At 75.1% G+C, this 22,698-nt stretch carries 22 protein-coding genes; 5 read left to right on the forward strand and 17 right to left on the reverse strand.

What is annotated here, in order from left to right:
- Positions 1-53 precede the first annotated feature (53 nt).
- Positions 54-938: a tyrosine-type recombinase/integrase gene (locus VKV23_07825; protein HLI15942.1), complete on the reverse strand. Its 885-nt coding sequence runs from the start codon at positions 936-938 to the stop codon at positions 54-56.
- 76 nt (positions 939-1,014) lie between these two features.
- Between VKV23_07825 and VKV23_07830 the strand changes: the two genes are divergently transcribed.
- Genes VKV23_07830 through VKV23_07840 form a run of 3 tightly spaced genes read left to right on the forward strand, consistent with a single transcriptional unit; the run spans position 1,015 to position 3,913 of the window.
- The gene (locus VKV23_07830) at positions 1,015-1,707 is read left to right on the forward strand and encodes a response regulator transcription factor (GenBank protein ID HLI15943.1); all 693 of its coding nucleotides are present in this window, start codon (positions 1,015-1,017) and stop codon (positions 1,705-1,707) included.
- A gap of 5 nt (positions 1,708-1,712) precedes the next feature.
- Positions 1,713-3,284 (forward strand): HAMP domain-containing sensor histidine kinase, encoded by a 1,572-nt coding sequence (locus VKV23_07835; protein ID HLI15944.1) that lies wholly within the window; start codon positions 1,713-1,715, stop codon positions 3,282-3,284.
- Positions 3,281-3,913, forward strand: coding sequence for a GerMN domain-containing protein (locus tag VKV23_07840; GenBank protein ID HLI15945.1), 633 nt, complete (start codon positions 3,281-3,283; stop codon positions 3,911-3,913). Before VKV23_07835 ends, VKV23_07840 begins: the two co-directional genes overlap by 4 nt.
- A gap of 117 nt (positions 3,914-4,030) precedes the next feature.
- Here the strand turns inward: VKV23_07840 and rsfS are convergent, their stop codons facing one another.
- Together rsfS and nadD are read right to left on the reverse strand one after the other, a co-directional pair.
- Positions 4,031-4,405, reverse strand: a complete 375-nt coding sequence (gene rsfS, locus VKV23_07845) for a ribosome silencing factor (GenBank protein ID HLI15946.1) — start codon at positions 4,403-4,405, stop codon at positions 4,031-4,033.
- Between the two features lie 73 nt (positions 4,406-4,478).
- On the reverse strand, positions 4,479-5,129 hold the full coding sequence (gene nadD, locus VKV23_07850) for a nicotinate-nucleotide adenylyltransferase (protein ID HLI15947.1): 651 nt from the start codon (positions 5,127-5,129) through the stop codon (positions 4,479-4,481).
- Positions 5,130-5,216: 87 nt separating this feature from the next.
- On the opposite strand from nadD, the gene VKV23_07855 reads away from it, so the two are divergent.
- Entirely contained in the window at positions 5,217-6,611 is a 1,395-nt protein-coding gene (locus VKV23_07855) for a 3-deoxy-7-phosphoheptulonate synthase class II (GenBank protein ID HLI15948.1), read from the forward strand.
- On the opposite strand, the gene VKV23_07860 is transcribed toward VKV23_07855, so the two are convergent.
- Positions 6,553-6,996, reverse strand: coding sequence for a hypothetical protein (locus tag VKV23_07860; protein HLI15949.1), 444 nt, complete (start codon positions 6,994-6,996; stop codon positions 6,553-6,555). The genes VKV23_07855 and VKV23_07860 overlap by 59 nt on opposite strands.
- Positions 6,997-7,252: 256 nt before the next feature.
- On the opposite strand from VKV23_07860, the gene VKV23_07865 reads away from it, so the two are divergent.
- Complete coding sequence (locus tag VKV23_07865) at positions 7,253-8,629, forward strand: hypothetical protein (GenBank protein ID HLI15950.1); 1,377 nt, start codon at positions 7,253-7,255, stop codon at positions 8,627-8,629.
- On the opposite strand, the gene VKV23_07870 is transcribed toward VKV23_07865, so the two are convergent.
- The 13 genes from VKV23_07870 to VKV23_07930 all read right to left on the reverse strand — a co-directional run bounded on the left by VKV23_07870 (position 8,617) and on the right by VKV23_07930 (position 22,694).
- Entirely contained in the window at positions 8,617-9,354 is a 738-nt protein-coding gene (locus tag VKV23_07870; protein HLI15951.1) for a histidine phosphatase family protein, read from the reverse strand. The two genes, VKV23_07865 and VKV23_07870, sit on opposite strands and share 13 nt — an antisense overlap.
- 43 nt (positions 9,355-9,397) lie before the next feature.
- Positions 9,398-10,771, reverse strand: coding sequence for a VWA domain-containing protein (locus tag VKV23_07875; protein ID HLI15952.1), 1,374 nt, complete (start codon positions 10,769-10,771; stop codon positions 9,398-9,400).
- Entirely contained in the window at positions 10,771-11,682 is a 912-nt protein-coding gene (locus VKV23_07880; protein ID HLI15953.1) for a MoxR family ATPase, read from the reverse strand. The genes VKV23_07875 and VKV23_07880 overlap by 1 nt, the downstream gene beginning before the upstream one ends.
- On the reverse strand, positions 11,679-12,926 hold the full coding sequence (locus VKV23_07885; GenBank protein ID HLI15954.1) for a glutamate-5-semialdehyde dehydrogenase: 1,248 nt from the start codon (positions 12,924-12,926) through the stop codon (positions 11,679-11,681). Before VKV23_07885 ends, VKV23_07880 begins: the two co-directional genes overlap by 4 nt.
- An 8-nt stretch (positions 12,927-12,934) precedes the next feature.
- A complete protein-coding gene (gene proB, locus VKV23_07890) occupies positions 12,935-14,071 on the reverse strand; it encodes a glutamate 5-kinase (GenBank protein HLI15955.1) in 1,137 nt (378 codons plus the stop codon).
- A gap of 31 nt (positions 14,072-14,102) precedes the next feature.
- A complete protein-coding gene (obgE, locus tag VKV23_07895) occupies positions 14,103-15,377 on the reverse strand; it encodes a GTPase ObgE (protein HLI15956.1) in 1,275 nt (424 codons plus the stop codon).
- 61 nt (positions 15,378-15,438) lie between these two features.
- Positions 15,439-15,696, reverse strand: coding sequence for a 50S ribosomal protein L27 (rpmA, locus tag VKV23_07900; protein HLI15957.1), 258 nt, complete (start codon positions 15,694-15,696; stop codon positions 15,439-15,441).
- Between the two features lie 12 nt (positions 15,697-15,708).
- Positions 15,709-16,050 carry a 50S ribosomal protein L21 gene (gene rplU / locus VKV23_07905; protein HLI15958.1) on the reverse strand — a complete coding sequence of 114 codons (342 nt, stop codon included), beginning with the start codon at positions 16,048-16,050 and terminating at the stop codon, positions 15,709-15,711.
- Between the two features lie 50 nt (positions 16,051-16,100).
- Positions 16,101-17,447: an Rne/Rng family ribonuclease gene (locus tag VKV23_07910; protein ID HLI15959.1), complete on the reverse strand. Its 1,347-nt coding sequence runs from the start codon at positions 17,445-17,447 to the stop codon at positions 16,101-16,103.
- 642 nt (positions 17,448-18,089) lie between these two features.
- Positions 18,090-20,246 carry a penicillin-binding protein 2 gene (mrdA, locus tag VKV23_07915; protein ID HLI15960.1) on the reverse strand — a complete coding sequence of 719 codons (2,157 nt, stop codon included), beginning with the start codon at positions 20,244-20,246 and terminating at the stop codon, positions 18,090-18,092.
- A complete protein-coding gene (locus tag VKV23_07920) occupies positions 20,243-20,785 on the reverse strand; it encodes a hypothetical protein (protein ID HLI15961.1) in 543 nt (180 codons plus the stop codon). The genes mrdA and VKV23_07920 overlap by 4 nt, the downstream gene beginning before the upstream one ends.
- Positions 20,786-20,810: 25 nt before the next feature.
- Positions 20,811-21,647, reverse strand: a complete 837-nt coding sequence (gene mreC / locus VKV23_07925) for a rod shape-determining protein MreC (GenBank protein HLI15962.1) — start codon at positions 21,645-21,647, stop codon at positions 20,811-20,813.
- An 18-nt stretch (positions 21,648-21,665) separates the two neighbouring features.
- On the reverse strand, positions 21,666-22,694 hold the full coding sequence (locus VKV23_07930; GenBank protein ID HLI15963.1) for a rod shape-determining protein: 1,029 nt from the start codon (positions 22,692-22,694) through the stop codon (positions 21,666-21,668).
- Positions 22,695-22,698 lie beyond the last annotated feature (4 nt).

Consider the following 22,698-nt stretch of genomic DNA (forward strand, 5'->3'; position numbering starts at 1 on the left):
ACTCGCCCTCGACCGGGCAGCGAAGATGGTAGCCGCTGGCGGGGGCGCCCCGGTCAGGCGCGCGGGTGCGCCGAGCGGTACACGCCGAGCAGGCGCTCTCGCGAGACGTGCGTGTAGACCTGGGTGGTCCGCAGGCTCGCGTGGCCGAGGAGCTCCTGGACGACGCGCAGGTCGGCGCCGCCGTCGAGGAGGTGCGTCGCGAAGCTGTGCCGCAGCGCGTGCGGGTGGGTGGGCGAGAGCGCCCGGCGGTCGAGGATGCGGCGCACGTCGCGAGGTCCGAGCCGGTGCCCGACGCGGTTGACGAAGAGCGCGGCGGGCGGCGTCGCCTCGGTGACGAGGTGCGCCCGGCCCGACTCGAGGTAGGCGGCGAGCGCCTCCACGCACGGTCCCGACATCGGCACGCGCCGCTGCCGGCGCCCCTTTCCCCAGGCGGTCACGAAGCCGGCGTCGAGGTCGACGTCGCCGAGGTCCAGGCCGCAGCACTCGCTCACCCGCAGCCCCGAGCCGTAGAGGAGCTCGACGACCGCGTCGTCGCGCCGCTCGAAGGCTGCGGCGCGCGCGTCCGTCGCCGGGGCGCGCGGCGGCTCGAGGAGCGCGTCGAGCTCCTCGGGGCGCAGCACGCGTGGCAGGCGTGCCGGCCCGCTCACCGCCGAGAGGCGGCGCGCCGGGTCGCTCCCGCACAGGCCGCGGCGCGCCGCGAAGGCGAAGTAGCGGCGCAGGGAGGCGACCTTGCGGGCGATCGAGCGCCGCGCGTAGCCGCGCGTCGTGAGGTAGGCGAGGTAGCGACGCAGGAGGAGGCGGTCGACCTCCCCCGGCTCGGCGACCCCCCCGCGCGCCGCCCAGCTCGCGAAGGCCGCGACGTCGCTCGCGTACGCCCGCACCGTGGCGGGCGAGGAGGCCTGCAGCGAGCGGACGAACGCGTCGATCTCCCAGCTCACGCCGGTATGCTACCGGCGGAGCCTCGCGCGGCTGGGGCGGCGCGCGCCACGGCCCGACGCGCGAGAACATAGGCGGATGGCGAGCCACATCCTTCTCGTCGAGGACGACGAGCGAATCCGGACCTCGATGCGCCTCGCCCTCGAGGACGAGGGCTACGAGCTGAGCGAGGCCTCGAGCGGCGAGGAGGCGCTCGCCCTCTTCGCCCGGCTCCCCACCGGGCAGCCGTTCGACCTCCTCATCGTCGACATCATGCTCCCGGGCATGGACGGCTTCGCCTGCTGTCGCGAGCTGCGCCGCCAGAGCACGGTGCCGATCATCATGGTCACGGCGCGCACCGACACCCACGACGTCGTCGCCGGCCTCGAGGCGGGCGCCGACGACTACGTGACGAAGCCGTTCGAGCCGAAGGAGCTGGCGGCGCGCATCCGCGCGCTGCTGCGCCGGGCGCGCACGACCGACGGCCAGCCGTCGGTCCTCTCCTTCGGCCAGCTCGAGATCCTCCCCGAGGCCGGCGTCGTGCGCCTCGCGGGCGAGGAGGTCCACCTGACCCGCACCGAGTTCCTCCTCCTGTGCGAGCTCGCCGCCCACGCGGGCAAGGTGCTCTCGCGCGAGCAGCTCCTCGAGCGCGTCTGGAGCTACGACTACTTCGGCGACGGGCGTCTCGTCGATGTCCACATCCGCCGGCTGCGCACGAAGGTCGAGCTCGACCCGGCGAACCCGACGCACGTCCTCACCGTGCGCGGGCTCGGCTACAAGCTCGCCCCCTAGCGCCGATGCGCGCCCGGTTCCGACCGCTGCGCCGCCGGCGCCGGGCGCGCCGAGCCCGCATCGGGCTGCGGACGCGCATCTCGATCAGCTTCGCCCTCGGCGCGCTCGCCCTGTCGGTGGCCCTCGCCACCGCCACCTACCTCACCGTCCGCTCGTCGATCCTCCACCAGGAGGAGAGCTCGATCGAGAGCACCGTGTTCGCCAACGCGCTGCGGGTGCGCAACGCGCTCGAGGGCAACCCCTCCCAGCTCGTCGCCATCCTCGCGCAGGTGGACGCCTCCTCCCGCCCACCCGGCGCGGCCTGCCTCGGGCCTCGGGCGACGCCGCAGTGCTCCTACTCGCTCCTCCTGCGCGGCGGCCAGTGGCACTCCACCCAGCTCAGTCCGATCGACCTGCCCACCTCGCTGCTCGACACGGCGATCGGCGGGACGCCGGCCGAGCAGATCTTCGCCCTGAACGGGGCCCCGGTGATCGCCGTCGGCGTCCCGATCCGGGCCATGCACGCCTACTTCGTCGAGGTCTTCTCCCTCGACGAGGTGGCGCGCACGCTGCGCATCCTGCTCGCCTCGCTCGTCGCCGCGGCGCTCGCCACCGCCCTCGCCGGCGCCGTCCTCGGCCGGTGGGCGGCGAAGCGCCTCATGCGCCCGCTGCGCGACGTCGCCCAGGCGGCCCGCGCGATCGCGAGCGGCCGGCTCGACACGCGCCTCGAGACGGCGGACGTGAGCGACCTCGCCGTGCTCGCGTCCTCCTTCAACCAGATGGTCGACCGCCTCCAGCAGCGCATCGAGCGGGACGCCCGCTTCACCTCCGACGTGAGCCACGAGCTGCGCTCGCCCCTCACGACGGTGACGGCCGCCCTGAGCGTCCTCGAGGCGAGGCGCGCCGGGCTGCCGGAGCGCTCGCGCCAAGCGCTCGACCTGCTCGCCGCCGAGCTGCGGCGCTTCCAGCGGATGGTCGTCGACCTGCTCGAGATCTCCCGGCTCGACGGCGGGGCCGAGGCGCTCGACCTGCGCCCCACGAGCGTCGCTCGCCTCCTCAGCCACGCCGTGGGAGCCGCCGACCCCGCCGTGCCGACGGCCGTCGCCCCCGAGCTCGCCGGGCGCGACGTCCTCGTCGACCGCCGGCGCTTCGAGCGCATCGTCGCCAACCTCGTCGAGAACGCGGCCCGCTACGCCGGGGGCGCGACGCGCGTCGCGGCGGAGGCGTGCGGCGAGACGGCGGTCCGCATCTGCGTCGAGGACGCCGGCCCGGGCGTGCCGCCCGAGGAGCGCGAGCGGATCTTCGAGCGCTTCGCCCGCGGCTCGCACGCCGCCGGGCGCCGCGGCGCGGGGGACGGCACCGGGCTCGGCCTCGCGCTCGTCGCCGAGCACACGAGGCTCCTCGGCGGCCGGGTGTGGGTCGAGGACCGCCCGGGGGGCGGCGCGCGCTTCGTCGTCGAGCTCCCCCTCGCGCCCCGGGGTCTCGACGAGCTCGAGGACGGCGAGGAGTACGCCGAGGACGAGGCGACGGGCGGCGGCGCCCCGGCGCCGGTGCCGCTCGCCTCGGGGGACGGTTCGCCGGGGGTGGCGGCACGGTGACGCGGACCCGGATCGGGGCAGCGCTCGCCGCGCTGGCGCTCGGGCTGGCGCTCGGCGGCTGCGGCATCCCCATGGACGGCGCCGCGCACACGCTCTCGACGGACGCCATCCCCGCCGACCTGCTCGCGCCCTACGGCAGGTCCACCACGCCGACGACGCTCCAGCGGGGCACCTACCACTTCCTCGTGTACTTCCTCTCCCCCGCCGGCTACCTCGTGCCCGAGCGGCGCTACGTCTCCCAGCCGCCGACCGCCGACGACGCCCTCGACTTCCTCGACCTCGGACCGACCGCCTCCGAGGGTCGCGCCGGCGTGACGACGGCGCTCAGCCAGCCGCCCCACGAGCCCGCGCTCACGCCGATCGCCATCAACGCGAGGACCGGCGTGGCGACCGTCACCCTCGACCACACCTTCGACTCCATCTTCGGCGTGCAGCTCTACGAGGCGCTCGGCCAGATCGTCTACACCCTCACCGAGCCGGGCTACGGCATCCGCAAGGTGACCTTCCTCTTCGACGGCGTGCCCGAGAACTACCTGCCGAACGGCACCTTCACGCTGCGTCCCGTGGACCGCGCCGACTACGCGGCGCTCGTCGCGCCCGCGAGCGGCCGCCGGGTCGGCGCCCGCTGAGCATCCTCGTCGGGATCGCGCTCCGCCGCGCTCGCGCGCCTCGCGGGCGCCAGCGAGGCGCGCAGGAGACGGTGCCCAGCGCTCGGCGGGGTGCGAACCCGGGGCGGCGCTGCCCGGCTACGTGCTCGCCGCGCCGGCCGGCTCGGCGACCACGCCGTCGAAGGGCACCCGCCTCGCGTCGGACCACAGGCGCTCGAGGCCGTAGTACTCGCGCTCGTGCCGGTCGAAGACGTGCACGACGAAGTCCCCGTAGTCGAGGAGGACCCAGCGCGCCTCGCGCAGCCCCTCGGTCCGGCGCTCGGCGCCGCCCGCCTGGCGGACACGCCGTGAGACCTCGTCGACGATGGCACGCACCTGGCGGTCGTTGCGGCCGCTCGCGACGACGAAGTAGTCGGTGATGCCGATGAGCGGCCCGACGTCGAGGATCACGGTCTCGTCGTGCGACTTCGCCGCGGCGGCGCGCGCCGCGGCGAGGACGTGCTCGAAGCTCAACGCGCCCCGCGCGGGCTCGCGAGGCGCCCCCCGCGCCCCGGTGGCCACCCTCGAGCGACGGCAAGCGACCGTGTCATTCCGCCCCAGCGTACAGCCGCCGCTCTCGGATGAGGCGGATGGCCTGCTCGGGCACGAGGAACTCGAGCGGGCGCCCCGTGGCCGCCCGCTCGCGCAGCTCGGTGCTCGACAGCTCGAGGCCCGGGATCTCGACCGTCGTGACGCGGAACCCGGCGAGCTCGCCGGCGGCGCGCTCCAGGCGCGCGCCAGGCCGGTTGACGACGGCGAGGGTGACGAGACGGCGCACCTCGTCGAGCCGCTCCCAGGTACCGAGCCCGGCGGCCACGTCGGCGCCGACGAGGAGGAACAGCTCGGCCCCGGGGTAACGACGGGCCAGCTCGGCGGCCGTGTCGGCGGTGTAGGAGGGCCCGCCCCGCTCGATCTCGATCGAGCTCGCCTCGAGGCCCTCCACGCCCGCGATGGCAGCCTCGACGAGCGCGAGGCGGTCCAGCGCCGGCGTGACGGCGCGCCCACCCACCTTCTGCCACGGCTCGTTCGCGACGACGAGCAGGACGCGGTCGAGGCGCAGGTCGTGGCGAGCGTTCACCGCGGCCACGAGGTGGCCGACGTGGATGGGGTCGAAGGTGCCCCCGAAGATGCCGAGGCGGGCGATGCCCGGGTGCGCCCTCGGCTCGCGGCGTCTCTCGGAATGCGTCGCTCGCGCCACTGCGGCAGACTAGGCGACCGGTCGCAGCCGGCAGCGCCCACAGGCCCGTGCCCACCGCAGCCGCGGTAGGGCGCCTAGGCTTGCTGCATGGCGACGACGCACCCCGAGTCCCACGGGCGCGCCCGACCCGACGGCCGTCCGGCGGCGGCCTGGACGCCGCAGGCCTGGCGCGAGCGCCCGGCCGTGCAGCTGCCCGAGTGGCCCGACGCCGACGCCCTCGAGGCGGCGCGGCGCGAGCTCGCCGCGCTCCCGCCGCTCGTGTTCGCCGGCGAGGCGCGGCGCCTCAAGCGGGCGCTCGGCGCGGTCGTGAACGGCCGCGCCTTCCTCCTGCAGGCCGGGGACTGCGCCGAGTCGTTCAACGACCTGAGCGCCGACTCGATCCGCGACAAGCTGAAGGTCATCTTGCAGATGGCCGTCGTCCTCACCTACGGGGCCGGCGTGCCGGTCGTCAAGCTCGGCCGCATCGCCGGTCAGTTCGCGAAGCCGCGCTCGTCACCGGTGGAGCGGGTCGGCAACGTCGAGATGCCGGCGTTCCGCGGCCACATCGTGAACGACGACGCGCCCATCCCCGCGGCGCGCGTCCCCGACCCCTGGCGCATGGTCACCGCCTACCACCACGCCGCGTCGACGCTCAACCTCCTGCGCGCCTTCACGAAGGGCGGCTTCGCCGATCTCTCGCAGGTGCACGCCTGGAACCAGGAGTTCGTCGCGACGAGCGCCGAGGGCCGCCGCTACGAGGCGATCGCCGAGGAGATCGACCGGGCGCTCGCCTTCATGGCCGCGTGCGGGGTCGACCTCTCGCACGAGGCCCCGATCCAGCAGGTGGACCTCTACACGAGCCACGAGGCGCTCCTCCTCGACTACGAGGAGGCGCTGACGCGCGTCGACTCGCTCACCGGCGACTACTACGACTGCTCGGCGCACATGCTCTGGATCGGCGAGCGCACCCGTCAGCTCGACGGCGCGCACGTCACCTTCCTCGCCGGCGTGCGGAATCCCGTCGGCGTCAAGCTCGGGCCCGCGGCCACCCCCGAGGAGGTGCTCGCCCTCTGCGAGGCGCTGAACCCCGAGCGCGAGCCGGGCCGGCTGACGCTCATCACGCGCCTCGGCGTCGACAAGGTGACCACGCTCCTGCCGCCGCTCGTGCGCGCCGTGGCGGACGCCGGGCACCCGGTCGTGTGGGCCTGCGACCCGATGCACGGCAACACCTTCACCTCCGAGGGAGGTCGCAAGACGCGCCACTTCGACGACGTGCTCGGCGAGATCCGCGGCTTCTTCTCGGTCCATCGCGCCGAGGGGACCTGGCCGGGTGGGGTGCACGTCGAGCTCACCGGCGACGACGTCACCGAGTGCCTCGGGGGCGTGGAGGACATCCTCGAGGAGCACCTCCCGCTGCGCTACACGACCACCTGCGATCCCCGCCTCAACGCCCGCCAGTCGATCGACCTGGCGTTCCGAGTCGCCGAGCTGCTCCGGAGCTGATGCGGCGCCCCTGCTGGCGCTCGAGGGCGCCGTCCCTCCTCGCGCCCGGGCTGCTCGCGCTCGCCTGCGCGGCGCTCGCCGCGCCGCGACCGGCCGCGGCCGCCGCGCCGACGACGTCCGAGGCGAGCGGCCCGGCGGGCTCGACGACCACGACGACGCCGCCGGCGCAATCGTCGTGCTTCCCGCCGACCCTGCCCACGACGACCACCACGACGAGCACCACCACGACGAGCACCACCACGACGAGCACGAGCACGACGAGCACCACCACGACGAGCACGAGCACGTCGACGACGAGCACCACGACGCCCTCGAGCACGACGAGCACCACCACGACGAGCACGACGACGCCCTCGAGCACGACGAGCACCACCACGACGACCACGACGACGCCGCCGGTCCCGCCGCCGCCGCAGCTCGGCTACTACCTGCTCGAGTCGAACGGCGCGATCAGGGCATTCGGCGGCGCCGGCTACTACGGGGCGAAGCCAGGCGCCCCGCGGCGCGACGAGGTCGTCGCGGGCGCGGCGACGCCCGACGGCGGCGGCTACTGGGTCGTCACCGCCCGCGGCAACGTCGAGAACTTCGGCGACGCGCTCTTCCTCGGGTCCCCGGTCCACCGCCGCCTCCCCCGGCCGATCGTGGCGATGGCGCCCACCCCCGACGGCGGCGGCTACTGGCTCGCCACGGCGAACGGGGGGGTGCTCAACTTCGGCGACGCGCCCTTCTGCGGCTCAGCGGTGCACGACCACCTCCGGCGGCCGGTCGTCGCCATCGCGCCGACCCCCGACGGCGGCGGCTACTGGCTCGCCACGGCGAACGGGGTCGTCCGCTGCTTCGGCGACGCCGGCTGCTTCGGCTCGCTCTCCCACCCGCGCCGGCCGGTCGTCGCCATCGCGCCGACACCCGACGGACGGGGCTACTGGCTCGCCACGGCGGACGGGGGCGTGCACAACTTCGGCGACGCCGGCTTCTTCGGCTCGGCGGTGCACGTGCGCAAGCCCCGACCGATCGTCGCGATGGCAGCCACCCCCGACGGCGGCGGCTACCTCCTCGCCGGCTCGAGCGGCCGCGTCTACAACTTCGGGGACGCCCGCTTCGCGGGCTCGCTCGCCCACGCGCCGCCGCGCCGGCCGACGCACGTCGTCGACCTCGTCACGACGCTGGCGGTGCCCGCTGCCGAGGTCGTCGCGCTGCCCCACCACGTCTTCGGCTACGACGTGTCGAACTTCCAGTGCGCCCGGCGTGACTCGCACGCCGCGTCGACCTCGCTGCCGAGGACCTCCAAGCTCACGATCATCGAGGTCGCCGGCTGGCTCGACAACGCGGACAACCCCTGCCTCGCCGCCGAGGCGGCCTGGGCGACGCGCGCGGCGGGGGCGGACGGCGCGCCCTACGAGCTCTACCTGTTCGTCAACGCCCCCGACCGCAGCGCCGAGGCGGCGCGGCTCGGTGCGAGCGGCCCGCACGGCACGTGCGCCAACCTGGCGAAGGCGCGCGCCGCGTGCATCGCCTACAACTACGGCTACAACGGCGCCCGCCAGGCCTTCGTCTACGCGGCGTCCCAGAAGGTCCACTCCCTCCTGTGGTGGCTCGACGTGGAGGGCGCCCAGCTGTCGCCCGACGCGTACTCGAACTTCGCCGCTGGCCAGTACTGGTCGGCCTCGCCGGCGCTCAACGACGAGACGATCCAGGGCGCGATCGACGGCCTGCGCGCGGATGGCGTGCGCGTCGGGATCTACTCGACGAGCGTGCAGTACGCGCAGATCGCCGGCGACTTCGTGCCGGCCGGCGCCCGCGTCCCGCTGTGGGTCGCGGGCGTCGTGTGGACCCGACCGCCGTTCACCGAGGCCGGTCTCGCGCCGACCTCCGCCCTCGCACCCTGGTGCGCGGGGACCGCCCGCTACCTCGGGACCAGGCGCTCCGACCTGTTCGCCGGCGGCGTGCCCTGGATCCTGCAGGAGACGCCGGGGACGCTCCCCTCCCCCTACGGACTCGACCCGGACTACACCTGCTGAGCCGGGGCGGCCGGCGCCGCCTCGAGCTGCACCCACTCCGGCGTCGAGGCACGCAGACCCTCCCCCTCGAGCAGGTGGGCCGCGTCGGCGTAGCGCACGAGGCGCCACCGCCCCCCGGTGTGGTGCCACTCGGTGATCGAGGTGTGCTCGGGGTGCAGGCGCACCGCGGCGCCGTGGTCGGGGAGCGAGAGGAAACGGATGAGCGAGGCGTCGATCACGCCGCCGTGCGCGGCGACGACGACGAGCTCGCCGGGGTGGGCCGCAGCGATCCGCCGCAGGGCATCGGCGGCGCGGTCGAGGAAGCCGGCCCAGCTCTCGCCCCCGGGCGACAGCGGGAGCTCCGGGTCGTCGCCCGGCAGCGACCGCCGCCGGTAGCGGGCCTCGAACTGCGCCCAGGTGAGGCCGTCGGCCTCGCCGGGATGGCGCTCGCACAGCGAGCAGGTGCGCACCGGCGTGCCGAGGCCGAGGGCGTCCGACAGGATCTCGGCGGTCATGACCGCACGCGGCAGCACGCTCGTGTAGAGCGCGCTCGCCGTCGCGAACTCGCCCGTGCGCCGCAGCCGCCGGGCGAGCGCCTCGGCCTGGCGCACGCCGCGTTCGGTCAGCCCGCGGCAGCCCCGGTGGCCGCCGACGACCTCCTCCACGTTGCAGTGCGCCTCGCCGTGGCGCACGATCGCGAGGCGCGTGCCGGCCGCCACCTCGCCAGCTCCGGCGAACGCTCCCACGCACCGACGATACCGGTCCGGCGCGTCGGCGCACTCCCGAGCCCTACGTGAGCGCGGCGACGGCGGCCTGCAGCTGGCGCAGGTTGCGGCACTCGAAGAGCGCGTCGCAGTGCTGGGCGTAGCGCGCGATGACCGAGTCGCCGCTGCCCCAGTAGGCGCGGGGCTCGGGGTTGAGCCAGACGACCCGGCGCGCCCGCCGCCGGATGTCGGCGAGCAGGTCGTCGCGGGGCGGGTGGTAGTTGCTGCGGGCGTCGCCCGCGACGATGACCGTCGTCCGCCCGCTCAGCGCGCCGCGCGCGTAGCGCTCGTGGAAGACGGCGAGCGCGCGCCCGTAGTCGGAGTGGCCCTCGGGACCGCACGCGTCCGCCTCGAGCGCGAGCGTGGCGAGGGCCTCGCCGATCGAGCCGGCCCGCCGGAAGACGCGCGTCACCTCGTCGAGCCCGTCGACGAAGACGAAGGTGCGCACGCCCGAGAACTGCGACGCGAGGGCGTAGAGGAGCTGGAGCGTGAAGCGGGCAAAGGCGGCGACCGACCCGGACACGTCGGCCAGGACGACGATCTCGGGCCGCGCGACGCGCGGCGGCCGGTGGCGCACGTCGACGGGCACGCCGCCGGTGGAGAGCGAGCGGCGGATCGTGGCCCGGTAGTCGAGTGGCCCGAGGCGAGCGTGGCGTCGGCGCCGCGCCAGGCGGGCCGCGAGCGCCCGCGCCAGGGGCGCGACCGCCCGGCGCATGGCAGCGAGCTCCTGCGCGCTCGCGTGCGCGAAGTCGACGTCCGCGAGCAGGGGACGGCGCAGCTCCCGGGCGAGCGCGGCGCCGCCGCGCTCGGCGACGAGCGCGCGCCGGACCTCGTCCTCGACGAGGCGGCGCAGCGTCGCGGCGCGGCGCCGGAGCTCCTCGACCCGCAGGCGCGCCCCGAGCGACCCGAGGTCCGCCTCGAGGCGGGCGAGGGCGTCGTCGAGCCTCCCGGCCGCTCGCAGGAAGGCGAGCGCCCCGTCGAGGTCGAGGACGCGAAGCGCCCGGTCGACGTAGTAGGAGGGACCGACGGGCCGTCCCGGCTCGAGGCCCGCGAGCGCCACGGCGAGGCGCGCCAGGGCGGCGAGCTCGGCCGCCTCCCCGCTCGCGAGGGCGCGTCGGACCGCCGGCGCGAGGTCCTCCGCCCCCCCGCCGGGCGCGGCGCACGCCAGGCGTCGACCGGCGTCGGGCGCGGGAGAGAAGTAGGCGTCGAAGGCGCGCTCGAAGGCGGCCAGGTGCTCGGCCGACTTGACGAGGGTGGCTGCGAGCGCGCCGCGCAGCTCGGCGCGACGCGCGAGCCGGACGTGGCGCAGGCTCGCCGCCGCGTCGATCGCCTCGGTCAGCGACACCGGCACGCCGAGGGCACGCAGCTCCTCGACGAAGCCGAGGAGGACCTCGAGCACTACCAGCCCGTGGAGGCGAGCTCCTTCTCTGCCGCCTCGATGTCGGACTCGTACTTGAGGAGCAGGTTGAGCGTCGCCCGCGTCGTCGGCGCGTCGGCGTGGTCGGCCCCGAGCAGGACGAGGGCGCGCGCCCAGTCGAGCGTCTCGGAGATGGACGGGTGCTTGCGCAGATCGAGGGCGCGCAGGGACGCCACGAGGCGGGCCACCTCGTCGGCGAGGTGCTCGGCGATGCCGGGCACCTTGGCGAGCACGATCGCCCGCTCGCGGGCGACCGACGGGTAGTCGAGGTGCAGGTACAGGCAGCGGCGCTTCAAGGCCTCCGACAGCTCGCGCGTGTCGTTCGAGGTGAGGAAGACGAGGGGGACCTGCCGGGCGCGCACGGTCCCGAGCTCGGGGATCGAGACCTGCAGCTCGGACAGCGCCTCGAGCAGGAGCGCCTCCGTCTCGACCTCGACCCGGTCGACCTCGTCGACGAGGAGGACCACCGGCTCGCTCGAGCGGATCGCCTCGAGCACCGGGCGCGCCAGGAGGAACTCCTCGGCGAAGATGTCCTCCTCGAGCTCGCTCCAGTCCGAGGGCCCGGTGCCCCCGGCCTGCGTGGCCACCTGGATCCGCAGCAGCTGCTTGCGGTAGTTCCACTCGTAGAGGACCTTCGCCTCGTCGAGGCCCTCGTAGCACTGCAGCCGCACGAGGCGCACGCCGAGGGCGCTGGCGGCCGCCTTGGCGAGCTCGGTCTTGCCGGTCCCAGCCGGTCCCTCGACGAGCACGGGCTTGCCGAGGCGGCCGGCGAGGTAGACGACCATCGCCGTCGACGGCTCGGCGAGGTAGCCGACGCGAGCGAGGGCCTCGGTGGCCGCCTCGACCGAGCGAAAGCCGGGCGCCGGCGCGAGCCGCTCGGCGCCGCCCGTCACGCGCGCACCTGGCCGTCGCCCTCGATCACGTACTTCACCGACGTCAGCTCGCGCAGCCCCATCGGTCCCCGGGCGTGGAGCTTCTGGGTCGAGATCCCGATCTCCGCGCCGAGCCCGAGCTCGCCGCCGTCGACGAAGCGGGTCGAGGCGTTGACGAGGACCGCCGCGGCGTCGACCTCGGCCACGAAGCGCGCCGCCGCGCCGTAGTCGCTCGTCACGATCGCCTCGGAGTGGCCGCTCGAGTAGCGCGCGATGTGGGCGATCGCCTCGTCGAGGTCGTCCACGACGCCGACGGCGAGCTTGAGGCCGAGGAACTCCGTGGCGAAGTCCTCCTCGCTGGCGGCCCCGATGGCCGGCAGGACGGCGCGGGCCGCCTGGTTGCCGACGAGCTCGACCCCCCGCAGCGACCGGGCGACGCGCGGGAGGAACTGCGGCGCGACGGCGCGGTGGACGAGGAGGGTCTCCATCGCGTTGCACACGCTCGGCCGCTGCAGCTTGGCGTTGACGACGATGCGCTCGGCCATCGCGAGGTCCGCGCTGGCGTCGACGTAGACGTGGCAGTTCCCGTCGCCGTCGATGACGTAGGGGACGGTCGCGCGCTCGGTGACGAGCCCGACGAGCGAGGGGCCGCCCCGAGGCACGAGACAGTCGATGACGCCACGCAGGCGCACGAACTCCTCGACCGTCTCGTGCCGGACGTCCTCGACGAGGACGACGGCGTCCGGCGGCAGGCCGGCCTTCTCGATCCCGGCCCGCAGTGCGGCCGTGATCGCCTGGTTCGACTCGAGCGCCCCGGCGGAGCCGCGCAGGAAGGCCGCGTTGCCCGCCTTGAGGCACAGCCCGGCCGCGTCGGACGTCACGTTCGGTCGGTTCTCGTAGACGACGCCGACGACGCCGAGGGGGACGCGCACTCGTCGCACCCGAAGGCCGTTCGGCCGCACCCACCCGTCGACGACCTCGCCGACCGGGTCGGCGAGGCGCACGAGGGCCCGCAGCCCCGCTGCCATCGAGGCCAGGCGGTCCTCGGTGAGTCGCAGGCGATCGACGACGGTCGGGCCGGCGCCCTCGGCGGTCGCCCTGGCGACGTCGCGGGCGTTCGCCGCGAGGATCTCGGTGCCTCGAGCCTCGAGCGCCTCTGCGGCGAGCCCGAGCGCCTCGTCCTTGGCGGCGCTCGAGGCCGTGGCGAGGACGCGCGCCGCGGCCTTCGCCCGCTCGCCGAGCTTCAGCAGCGGAGTCGTGGCCATGCCCCAGGCTAGCCGACGCCGAGGTGGCGGCCCGGCGGGGCGGCGCCGTCCTGGTCGACGAGGACGACGAGGTCGTCGCGGTGCACGAGCTCGCCCGCCAGCTCGTCGGCGAGCTCGGCGGTGCGGCGCCCGAGCCACTCCGCGGCGCGCTCGGCGGGCAGGCGTGCGATCCCCTTGGCGAACACCTCGCCGTCGGGACCGACGATCTCCACCGCGTCCTCGGCGTCGAAGCGGCCCTCCACGGCGGTAGCGCCCGCCGGCAGGAGCGAGGCCTCGCGCTCGACGAGGGCGCGGCGCGCGCCTGCGTCGACGACGACGCGCCCGGCGGGCGGCCGGGCGAAGGCGATCCAGAGCTTGCGCGCCGGCAGCCGCCGCCTCGCGGGCAGGACGACCGTCCCGACGCCGGGCGCCGACGCGATGGCGTCCTCGAGGACGCGCGCGCGACCCGCCGCGGCGATGACGGTGCGCACGCCCGACCACGAGGCGATGCGCGCCGCGGCGAGCTTCGAGGCCATCCCGCCGCGGGCCCCCGGGCTCCCCGGCCCGCCCGCCGCAGCGAGGAGCTCCTCGTCGAAGGCGGTCACCTCCTCGACGAGCGAGGCGTCGGCGACGAGGCGCGGGTCGGCGTCGAAGAGGCCGGCGGTGTCGGTGAGCAGGACGAGGAGCTCGGCAGCGACGAGGTTGGCGAGGAGGGCCGCGAGCCGGTCGTTGTCGCCGAAGCGGATCTCGTCGTCCGCGACGACGTCGTTCTCGTTGACGACCGGCACGACGCCGAGCTCGAGGAGGCGCCGGATCGTGGCCCTCGCCTTCAGGTACTGGCTGCGCTCCCCGAAGTCGTGGGGGGCGAGCAGCACCTGCCCGCAGGCCAGGCCGTGCGCCGCGAGCGCGTCGTCGTAGACGCGCATCAGCCGGTGCTGGCCGACCGCCGAGAGGGCCTGCAGCGTGAGCGCGTCCTGCGGCCGGCCGCCCGGCGGCTGCAGGGTGGCGACGCCGGCGCTCACGGCGCCGGAGGTGACGACCACGACCTCGTGGCCCGCGGCGCGCGCCGCGGCCACCTGCGCGCAGAGCCTGCCCACCGCCTCGGCGTCGACGGCGCCGCTGGCAGACGTGACCGACGACGTCCCGATCTTGGCGACGACGATCATCGCCCAGCTGCCGAGCCCGCCGAGCGACGCCTCACGCGTCCTCGGAGTAGGTGAAGCTGAAGGCCCCGATGCGCACCTCGTCGCCCTCGCGCGCGCCCGCCCGCGCCAGCGCGCGGTCGACGCCGAGGCGACGGAGGCGGCGCTGGACGAGGGCGACGGCCTCGGCGTCGGTCAGGTCGGACAGGGCGACGGCCCGCTCGGCGGCGCGCCCGTGCACGACGAAGCCCCCGGCCACCCGCTCGACCGCGACGCCCTCGGGCACCGGACGGTGCACGACGGGAGCGGCCTTCGGCGCCGGCTCGGCGGCACGCGCCGCCTCGACGAGGCCGGCGAGGCGCGCGCAGAGCTCCCGCAGACCGTCGCCGGTGCGGGCGGACACGGCGCACGCTGCGCCGTAGGCGGCGGGCGGGACGCGGTCGGGTCCCGCGGCGAGGTCGGCGCGCGAGCCGACGACGAGGCGCGGGCGCTCGGCGAGGGCGGGCCGGTAGCGCGCCAGCTCCTCGAGCAGGACCGCGACCTGCTCGGCAGGGGGCCGCTCGGCGCTCGGAGCGAGGTCCGCCAGCACGAGCAGGACGCGCGCCCGCTCGACGTGGCGCAGGAAGCGGTGGCCGAGGCCCCGCCCGGCGCTCGCCCCCTCGATGAGTCCCGGGACGTCCGCGACGACGAACTCCACCGGCGCCTCGTCGCCGCCCACGCGCACCACCCCGAGGTGCGGCTCGAGGGTGGTGAACGGGTAGGCGGCGACCTTCGGGCGGGCCGCCGACAGACGTGACACGAGCGTCGACTTCCCGGCGTTCGGGAAGCCGACGAGCGCGACGTCGGCGACGAGCTTCAGCTCGAGGTCGAGCCAGCGCTCCTCGCCCGGCTCGCCCTGCTCGGCGAACGCCGGCGCGCGCCGCCGGCTGGAGAGGAAGCGGGCGTTCCCCCGCCCGCCGCGCCCCCCCGCCGCGGCGAGCAGGCGGTCACCCGGCACGGCGAGGTCGGCGAGCACCTCGCCGTCGAGGGTGCGCACGACCGTCCCGACCGGGACGTAGACGACGAGGTCCTCGCCGGACCGGCCGTGGCGGCGCCCGCCGGAGCCGTGCGCGCCGCTGGCGGCGCGCCGGTGCGGGTGGTCGCGGAACGCGAGCAGCGACGAGAGCGCGCTCGACGCCTCGAGGTACACGTCGCCGCCGCGCCCGCCGTCGCCCCCGTCGGGTCCGCCGCGCGCGACGTGCGCCTCGCGCCGGAACGAGACGGCGCCGGCTCCGCCGTCCCCGCCGCGCACGTGCACCTGGGCCTCGTCGACGAACGGCGCGCGACCCATGCCGCCCTCGGCACGGCGGGCCGGGGGCGCCGGCGCGCGAGGCGCCCGGCGGCGCGCGGCCTCAGGCGTCGCCGGGCAGGACGTCGACGAGGCGCCGCCCGCGGCGCGCGCCGAAGCGCACGGTGCCGTCGGCCGTCGCGAAGAGCGTGTCGTCGCCGCCGCGCCCGACGTTGGTCCCCGGATGGAAGCGCGTCCCGCGCTGACGGACGAGGATCGAGCCGGCGCGCACGAACGTGCCGTCGGAGGCCTTGACGCCGAGGCGCTGCGCGGCCGAGTCCCGACCGTTCCTGGTCGAGCCGCCACCTTTCGTCTTCGACACCTGCCTGCCTCCCTAGGTCTGCGGGGCTCGAGACGGCGAGAGGCCGCCGCCCTCGATCCCGGTGATCTCGACTCGGTGGTAGCGCTGGCGGTGGCCGAAGCGGCGCCGCGCGCGCGCCTTCGGCTTGTAGACGAAGCCGCGCACCTTCGGACCGGCCACCTCGCCGACGACTCGACCGGTCACGACGACCTGCTCGAGCGCGGCCGGCCGGGCGACGACGGTCTCGCCGTCGACGACGAGCACCGGCCGCAGCCGCACCTCGTCACCGATGCCGGCCTCGAGGCGCTCCACCGCGACCGTGGCGCCTACCTCGACGCGCTCCTGCTTGCCGCCCGTGGCGATCACCGCGTACATAGGGCTCTGAGATTAGCAAGCGCCCCGGCCAGGCCGTTCCGGGGAGGCCGCTAGGCATCCTCCTCCTCGCGAAAGACGATCCCCCGCCCCTTGCACATCGGGCACGTCTCCGACAGCGCCTCGACGAGCCCCTCGCCGACGCGCTTCCTCGTCATCTCGACCAGGCCGAGCTCGGAGATGTCGAAGACCTGGGTCGGCGTCTTGTCCCGCGCCAGCGCGGCGCGCAGCGTGGCCATCACGGCCTGGCGGTTCGCCTTCAGCTCCATGTCGATGAAGTCGATGACGATGATCCCGCCGATGTCGCGCAGCCGAAGCTGGCGGGCGATCTCCTCGGCGGCCTCGAGGTTGTTCGCGAACACGGTCTCCTCGAGGTTCGAGGAGCCGACGTTCTTGCCCGTGTTGACGTCGATCACCGTGAGCGCCTCGGTCCGCTCGATGATGATCGAGCCGCCCGAGGGCAGCCACACCTTGCGGTCGAGCGCCTTGTGCAGCTGCTCGTGCACGTGGTGGCGCTCGAAGAGCGGGAGGCCCTCGGCGGCCGCGTCGTAGTACTCGACGCGCTCCGCGAGCGCCGGGTCGATGTCGGCCACGTAGGCGCGCACGAGCTCGTAGAGCTCGGCGTCGTCGATGACGACGCCCCGGTAGTCCTCGGTGAGCTCCTCTCGGATGACCCGCAGCGCGAGGTGCGGCTCGGAGTACAAGAGGGCGGGCGCGGGCAGGCGCCGCGCCTTGTCGTCGATCTCGCGCCACTTCTCGAGGAGCTGCTCGACGTCGCGGCGCAGCGCCTCGGCGCTCACCCCCTCCGCGGCCGTGCGCACGATGATCCCGTGGCCCGGCGGCCGGATCTCGTCGAGGATCTTGCGCAGCCGCTTGCGCTCGCTGTCGTCGAGGCGCTTGGAGATGCCCGACGCGTCCGAGTTCGGCACGAGGACGACGAAGCGGCCCGGGAGCGACACCTCCTCGGTGAGGCGCGCCCCCTTCAGCCCGATCGGGTTCTTCGTCACCTGGCAGACGATGGTCTGGCCCGGGCGCAGCAGGTGCTCGATGCGAGTCGCCCCCGGGTCCCGCTCCACCTCGTCGGAGCGGTCGGTCTGGACGTCGCCCCAGTAGAGCACGGCGTTCTTCGGCGTCCCGATGTCGACGAACGCCGCCTCCATGCCCGGCAGCACGTTCTTCACGCGGCCGCGGTAGATGTTGCCGTCGATCTGGTTGGCGTCGTCGAGCGCCCGGGCCACGTGGTGCTCGATGAGCGAGCGCCCCTCGAGCACGGCGATCTGGGTCACGTGCGGGCGGACGTGCACGCACATGAGGTAGCGACCGACGGGTCGTCCCCGCCGCTCGCGGGCGCGCCGGCGCCGCGTCGAGGCCGGCCGCGACGTGGCGACCTCCGCGTGCACCGGTGGCGTCGCTACTGTCGCACCCGTCGGCGGGGGCGCGGCGGCGGGCGACGGCCGGCTCGCCCCGCCACGGCCGCGGCCGCCGCGTCGGCGCCGGCGCGTCTTCGACGGCTGCTCGGCCGGCGGCGCGGGCAGGCGCGGGACCGGCGCTGGCCTGGTGTCGCCGATCTTCGGCTTCGCCAGGGGGACGGTCGGGACCGGGCGCGCGAGGCCGTCAGGCGCAGCGCCTGCGCCGTTCGCCCCGGTCGGGGCCGCCGGCGCGGGCGGCGGCCCGGGCTGGCCAGCAACCTGGCCGCTCGTGTGTTCGGACATCGAGAGAGCCCCTTCCTCGGCGCCCTCTGGCAGAGGGCGCGAAGCGCACCGTGCGCGGGGCGCGAGCACGCGGTGTCGCGGCGCTCCCGGGAACGGTGCGGCTGGACACGGCTGAGCCGCCGGCACCCTGGCCGCGAGCGCGGCGCTCCGGCTCCGGTGCGTGGGCGGCGCGCGCTGCGATCCAGGATCGAAGGACCGCGGCGCGCCGGCTGACTGGCGCAAGGCCGGTCGAGGCGTCGCCCCGACCTGGCCGCAACGTGATCATCCTGGAACGAGTCTACTCGCTCGAGCCCACGCGGCCCCCCGCCGCGCTTTGCAGTCTCGTGACAGCTAGGGGGCCAGCCGCAGCGGCGCCACGCCGTGGCTCACGAGGTAGTCGAACACCTTGCGCACGACGGGGGCGGCGGCCGACGCACCGTAGCCGGCCTGGTCGATCTGGACGGCGACGACGTAGCGGGGCGGAGCGTTGCGCGGGCCGCCGAAGCCGACGAACCACGACGTCGGCTGGACCGACGGGCTCGCCGAGGCCGTCCCGGTCTTGCCGGCGACGTTCCAGCGCGCGAAGTCGAAGCCCTGGAAGGCGCCGTAGGCGGTCCCGGTCGGGCTCTGCACGGCGCCCTCGAACCCGTGCAGCATCGCGTCGTAGTCGCTCGCCGAGGCGAACCGGACGTGGCCCTCCACGACCGGCCGGATGCGCCGCAGGAGCTTCCCGCTCGGCGAGACGATCGCCGCGGCGAGCTCGGGGCGCCAGCGCGTGCCACCGTTCGCGAAGGTGGCGTAGGCGTCGGCCAGCTCGAGCGGCGTGATCTCGGTGAAGCCCTGGCCGAAGGCCATCTCGACGTTGTCGGCCGGGTAGTAGGTGTCCGGGTACACGGCGGGCGCCTCGCGGTGCAAGATCTTGCGGAGCGCGGGGCTGTCCACCTGCCCGTTGTTCACCCCCGGCAGGTCGACCCCGCTCGGCGTGCCGAAGCCGTAGCGGGCGGCCATGTCCTGGATCGGGGTGATGCCGAAGCGGCTGGCCTGCTGCCAGAACATCCAGCCGAGGTTGTAGAAGAAGTCGTCGCTCGACTCGGCGAGCGCCGAGGTGATGTTGACCTCCCCGAGCACCTCGCCGCCGGCGTCGTGCAGCGTGAGGTTCCCGAGGGTGAACGACCCCGTGTCGTCGTAGTAGTAGGAGGGCGAGATGAGCCCGTCGTCGAGCGCCGCGGTGGCGGTCGCGAGCTTGAAGGTCGAGCCGGGAGGCTGCGGGCTCTGCACCGCGTAGTTGTTGAGCGGGTAGCCGAGCTCGTGGGTGAGCGCGGCGTAGGCGCTCTCGGAGATCCCGTTCACCCACTCGTTGTTGTCGTAGGAGGGGTAGGAGGCCATCGCGAGGACCGCCCCGGTACGGGCGTCGAGGACGACGCCCGCGCCGGAGGGCGCGGGGGCGCCGCCCGGCGTCGTGAGGCCCTGCCGGACAGCGAGGATCTCCTGCTCGAGGGCGCTCGAGAGCGCCTGCTCGAGGCCGAGGTCGAGGTTGAGCACGACGTCGTCGCCCGGGCGCGGCGGGACGTGGCCGACCGTCCGCACGACGTTGCCCGCCGGATCCACCGCCACCTCGTCCACCCCGGGACGCCCGCGCAGGGCGAGCTCGTACTCGGCCTCGAGCCCGGTCTGGCCCACCTGGTCGTTCTCGGTGTAGCCGAGCTTCGCGTAGCCGTTGAGCTCGGCGGGGGTGATGACGCTCGCGGCGACGTCGGCGCGCGTGTAGCCGAGCTTCGCGTAGCCGTTGAGCTCGGCGGGGGTGATCGCGCCGACGTAGCCGATCACCTGCGCGGCGAGGTCCCGGTAGGGGTAGGAGCGCTCGTAGAGGGGCGAGGCGGTCACCCCCGGGAACTGCGACCGGTGCTCCGCGATCACCGCCACGGTCTGAGCGGAGACGTTCGTCGCGATCGGCACGGGGACGAACGGACTGAGGTTGTCCAGCCCGCGCTGGGCGGCCTCGAGGCGCTGGCGGATGAACGAGGCCGAGACGCCCAGGAGCGCGGCGACCCGGGGGACCACCTCGGGGTGCACGGCGAGGGTCTGCGGGTCCACGGTCACCGCCTCGGTGGAGACGTCGCGTGCCAGCACCTGCCCGCCGCGAGCCAGGATCTCGCCGCGGGGCGGCGCGACCGGCACGTCGCGCGTCGTCGTGGCCTCCGCGAGGCTGAAGTAGCGCGGGCCGTCGATCACCTGCAGCGTCCACAGGCGCACCACGAGCGCGGCGAACAGGGCCGTCACCGCGAGCGCGACGAGCGACAGCCGCAGGCCGAAGCGCGCTCGGACCTCCTCGCCGGTCCCGGGCGCACGAGCCGGCTCGAGGGGCGCGAGCGGGCTGAGCGCCGCGACCGGGTCTCGCTCGCGCCGGAGCAGCCGGCTCCGCCCGGGCAGCGGCAGGCGCGCCGCTCGCTGGCGGCGGCGCAGGCGTCGCGCCGCCCGCCGCGGCGCCCAGCGCCCCCGCGACCTCATCCCGCCGCGCTCCCCCCGCTCGGCACGCCGAAGGGGACGCGACGCGCGCTCACGCCGGCGAAGCTCCAGCGCACGAGCGCGAGGGCGGGGAGCGAGAGGAGCGCCCCGCCGACGGTGACCACCACGAGCGCGGCCGCGAGGTCTGGCCCCAGCATGCCGCGCTGGCCGAGCAGCGCGCCGACCACGGCGTAGGCGAGCGTGCCGGCGGCCCCGGCCGCGGCGCAGACCGCCGCCGCGAGGCCCCGCGAGGCTCCCTGGAGCGGCGACGTGCGCACCATGCCCACGGCGAAGCCGACGAGCACGTCGGCGAGCGCCGACAGGCCGAAGGGCAGGTTGACGAGGAGGTCGGCGCCGACCCCGGCGAGGAAGCCGACGACCGCGCCGCGTCGCGGCCCCCCGAGCAGGCCGCCGGCGGCAGCGAGCACGACCATGCCGTCGGGGTGCGCGCCGAGCACGACGACCTGGTCGAGGAGGCCCGCCTGGACGACGACGGCCGCAACCAGGACGAGGGCGAGGCGGGCCCAGTTCTGCGCGGTCACCGGCGCCTCGCCGGCTGCGGCGCGTTCACGCCGGCTGGAGCCACTGGAGCACGGACACGTACTCGAGGTTGTCGAGGTTGACCAGGGGCCGGACGCTGACCGCCTGCGTCACCCCGCCCGCCGCGGCCCGGACGGAGGAGACGACGCCCACGGGGATGCCGGCCGGGTAGGCGCCGAGGTCGTAGCCGCTCGTGACGAGACGGTCGCCGACGGCGGCGGACGCGTTGGTCCCGTCGCTACTGAGCGAGAGCGCGCGCCCGAGCCCGGTGCCGTTCGCGATGAACAGCGCGTTCGTCCGCACGTCCCGGACGGCGACCGAAGCGCTCGAGTCGCTCACGAGCAGCACCGTCGACGTCGACGACGACGCCGAGGTGACCGTCCCGACGAGGCCGCCATCCGCGACGACCGGCATGCCCTTGCCGACACCCGACGAGGTGCCGACGTCGAGCTCGACGGTGGCCTGGAAGTTCGAGGTCGGCGCCGAGATCACCTGCGCCGGAACCGTCGAGATGCCCGGGTTGAGGAACGGGAGGTGGGAGAGCGCGAGGAGCCGGGACTCGGCGCGCGCCGCAGCGGCGCGCGACGCGAGCGCGAGCTGCGCTGCACCGAGCTCGCGCCGCAGCTGGGCGTTCTGCGCCGCGAGCTGCCCGTAGTGGATCGCGCCCGAGAAGGCGTCGCCCACGGGGTGCAGCACGAAGGCGATGGCGCGCTGGAAGGGCGCCAGGGCGTCGCGCACGCCGTTGCGCACGTGGCCGATGCCGCGGCTCGCCTCCCCGTGGTAGTCGAGGGTGATCGCCGTGATCGACGCGAGCACGAGCATGAGCAGCGTGATGCGCTGGCTCGAGTAGCGGGGCGCAGCCACGGGAGCCACGCGCCCCGTTCAGTGGCCGGAGGAGACCAGCACCTGGCGAAGTGCCTCGAACTCCTCCAGGCACATCCCGCTGCCGAGCGCGACGCAGTTCAGCGGATCGGGCGCGACGACGATCGGCATCGAGGTCTCGGCCTGCAGGCGCACGTCGAGCCCGTGCAGGAGGGCGCCGCCGCCGGTCAGCACGATGCCCTGCGTCATGATGTCGGCCGCGAGCTCGGGCGGCGTCTTGTCGAGCGTGACCTTCACCGCGTCGATGATCGCTGCGAGCGGCTCCTCGATCGCCTTGCGCACGTCCTTGGTCGAGACGATCACCGTCTTCGGCAGCCCGCTCACGAGGTCGCGCCCGCGGATCTCGGCGTGCAGCTCCTCCTCGAGCTCGCACGCCGAGCCCAGCGCCATCTTGATCTCCTCGGCGGTACGGTCGCCGAGGGCGAGGCTGTACTCCTTCTTCACGAAGGAGATGATGGCCTCGTCGAGCTCGTCGCCGCCGATGCGGATCGACTGGCTCGTGACGATGCCCCCGAGCGAGATCACCGCCACCTCGGTCGTGCCGCCACCGATGTCGACGACCATGTTGCCGGTCGGCTCGTGGATCGGCAGCCCCGCGCCGATCGCCGCCGCCATCGGCTCCTCGATGATGTAGGCCTTGCGCGCCCCGGCGTACTCCGCCGCCTCCTGGACCGCGCGCTTCTCGACGCCCGTGATCCCCGAGGGGACGCAGATCACCATGCGCGGCTTGGAGAACCGCCGAGGGTGGACCCTGCGGATGAAGTACCGCAGCATCATCTCGCAGATCTCGAAGTCGGCGATGACGCCGTCCTTGAGCGGCCGGATCGCCTGGATGTTGCTCGGCGTGCGACCGATCATCCGCTTCGCCTCCGCACCGACCGCGAGCGGATGGCCGTCCTTGACGTTGATGGCCACGACCGAGGGCTCGTTGAGGACGATCCCCTTGCCACGCACGTAGACGAGGGTGTTCGCCGTGCCGAGGTCGACCGCCATGTCGCGCCCGACGAAACCGATGGAACTCTCGCGCATCGTT

It is taken from the genome of Acidimicrobiales bacterium (assembly GCA_035294085.1).
In the GTDB taxonomy this organism is placed as follows: Bacteria; Actinomycetota; Acidimicrobiia; order Acidimicrobiales; family Bog-793; genus DATGLP01.

What these genes read in the sequence shown, in the direction of transcription:
- proB (HLI15955.1), bottom strand. Translation starts at nt 14,071, where the DNA reads ATGATCGTCGTCGCCAAGATCGGGACGTCGTCGGTCACGTCTGCCAGC.
- VKV23_07885 (HLI15954.1), bottom strand. Translation starts at nt 12,926, where the DNA reads ATGGCCACGACTCCGCTGCTGAAGCTCGGCGAGCGGGCGAAGGCCGCG.
- VKV23_07930 (HLI15963.1), bottom strand. Translation starts at nt 22,694, where the DNA reads ATGCGCGAGAGTTCCATCGGTTTCGTCGGGCGCGACATGGCGGTCGAC.
- obgE (HLI15956.1), bottom strand. Translation starts at nt 15,377, where the DNA reads ATGGGTCGCGCGCCGTTCGTCGACGAGGCCCAGGTGCACGTGCGCGGC.
- mrdA (HLI15960.1), bottom strand. Translation starts at nt 20,246, where the DNA reads ATGAGGTCGCGGGGGCGCTGGGCGCCGCGGCGGGCGGCGCGACGCCTG.
- VKV23_07855 (HLI15948.1), top strand. Translation starts at nt 5,217, where the DNA reads ATGGCGACGACGCACCCCGAGTCCCACGGGCGCGCCCGACCCGACGGC.
- rplU (HLI15958.1), bottom strand. Translation starts at nt 16,050, where the DNA reads ATGTACGCGGTGATCGCCACGGGCGGCAAGCAGGAGCGCGTCGAGGTA.
- VKV23_07830 (HLI15943.1), top strand. Translation starts at nt 1,015, where the DNA reads ATGGCGAGCCACATCCTTCTCGTCGAGGACGACGAGCGAATCCGGACC.
- VKV23_07835 (HLI15944.1), top strand. Translation starts at nt 1,713, where the DNA reads ATGCGCGCCCGGTTCCGACCGCTGCGCCGCCGGCGCCGGGCGCGCCGA.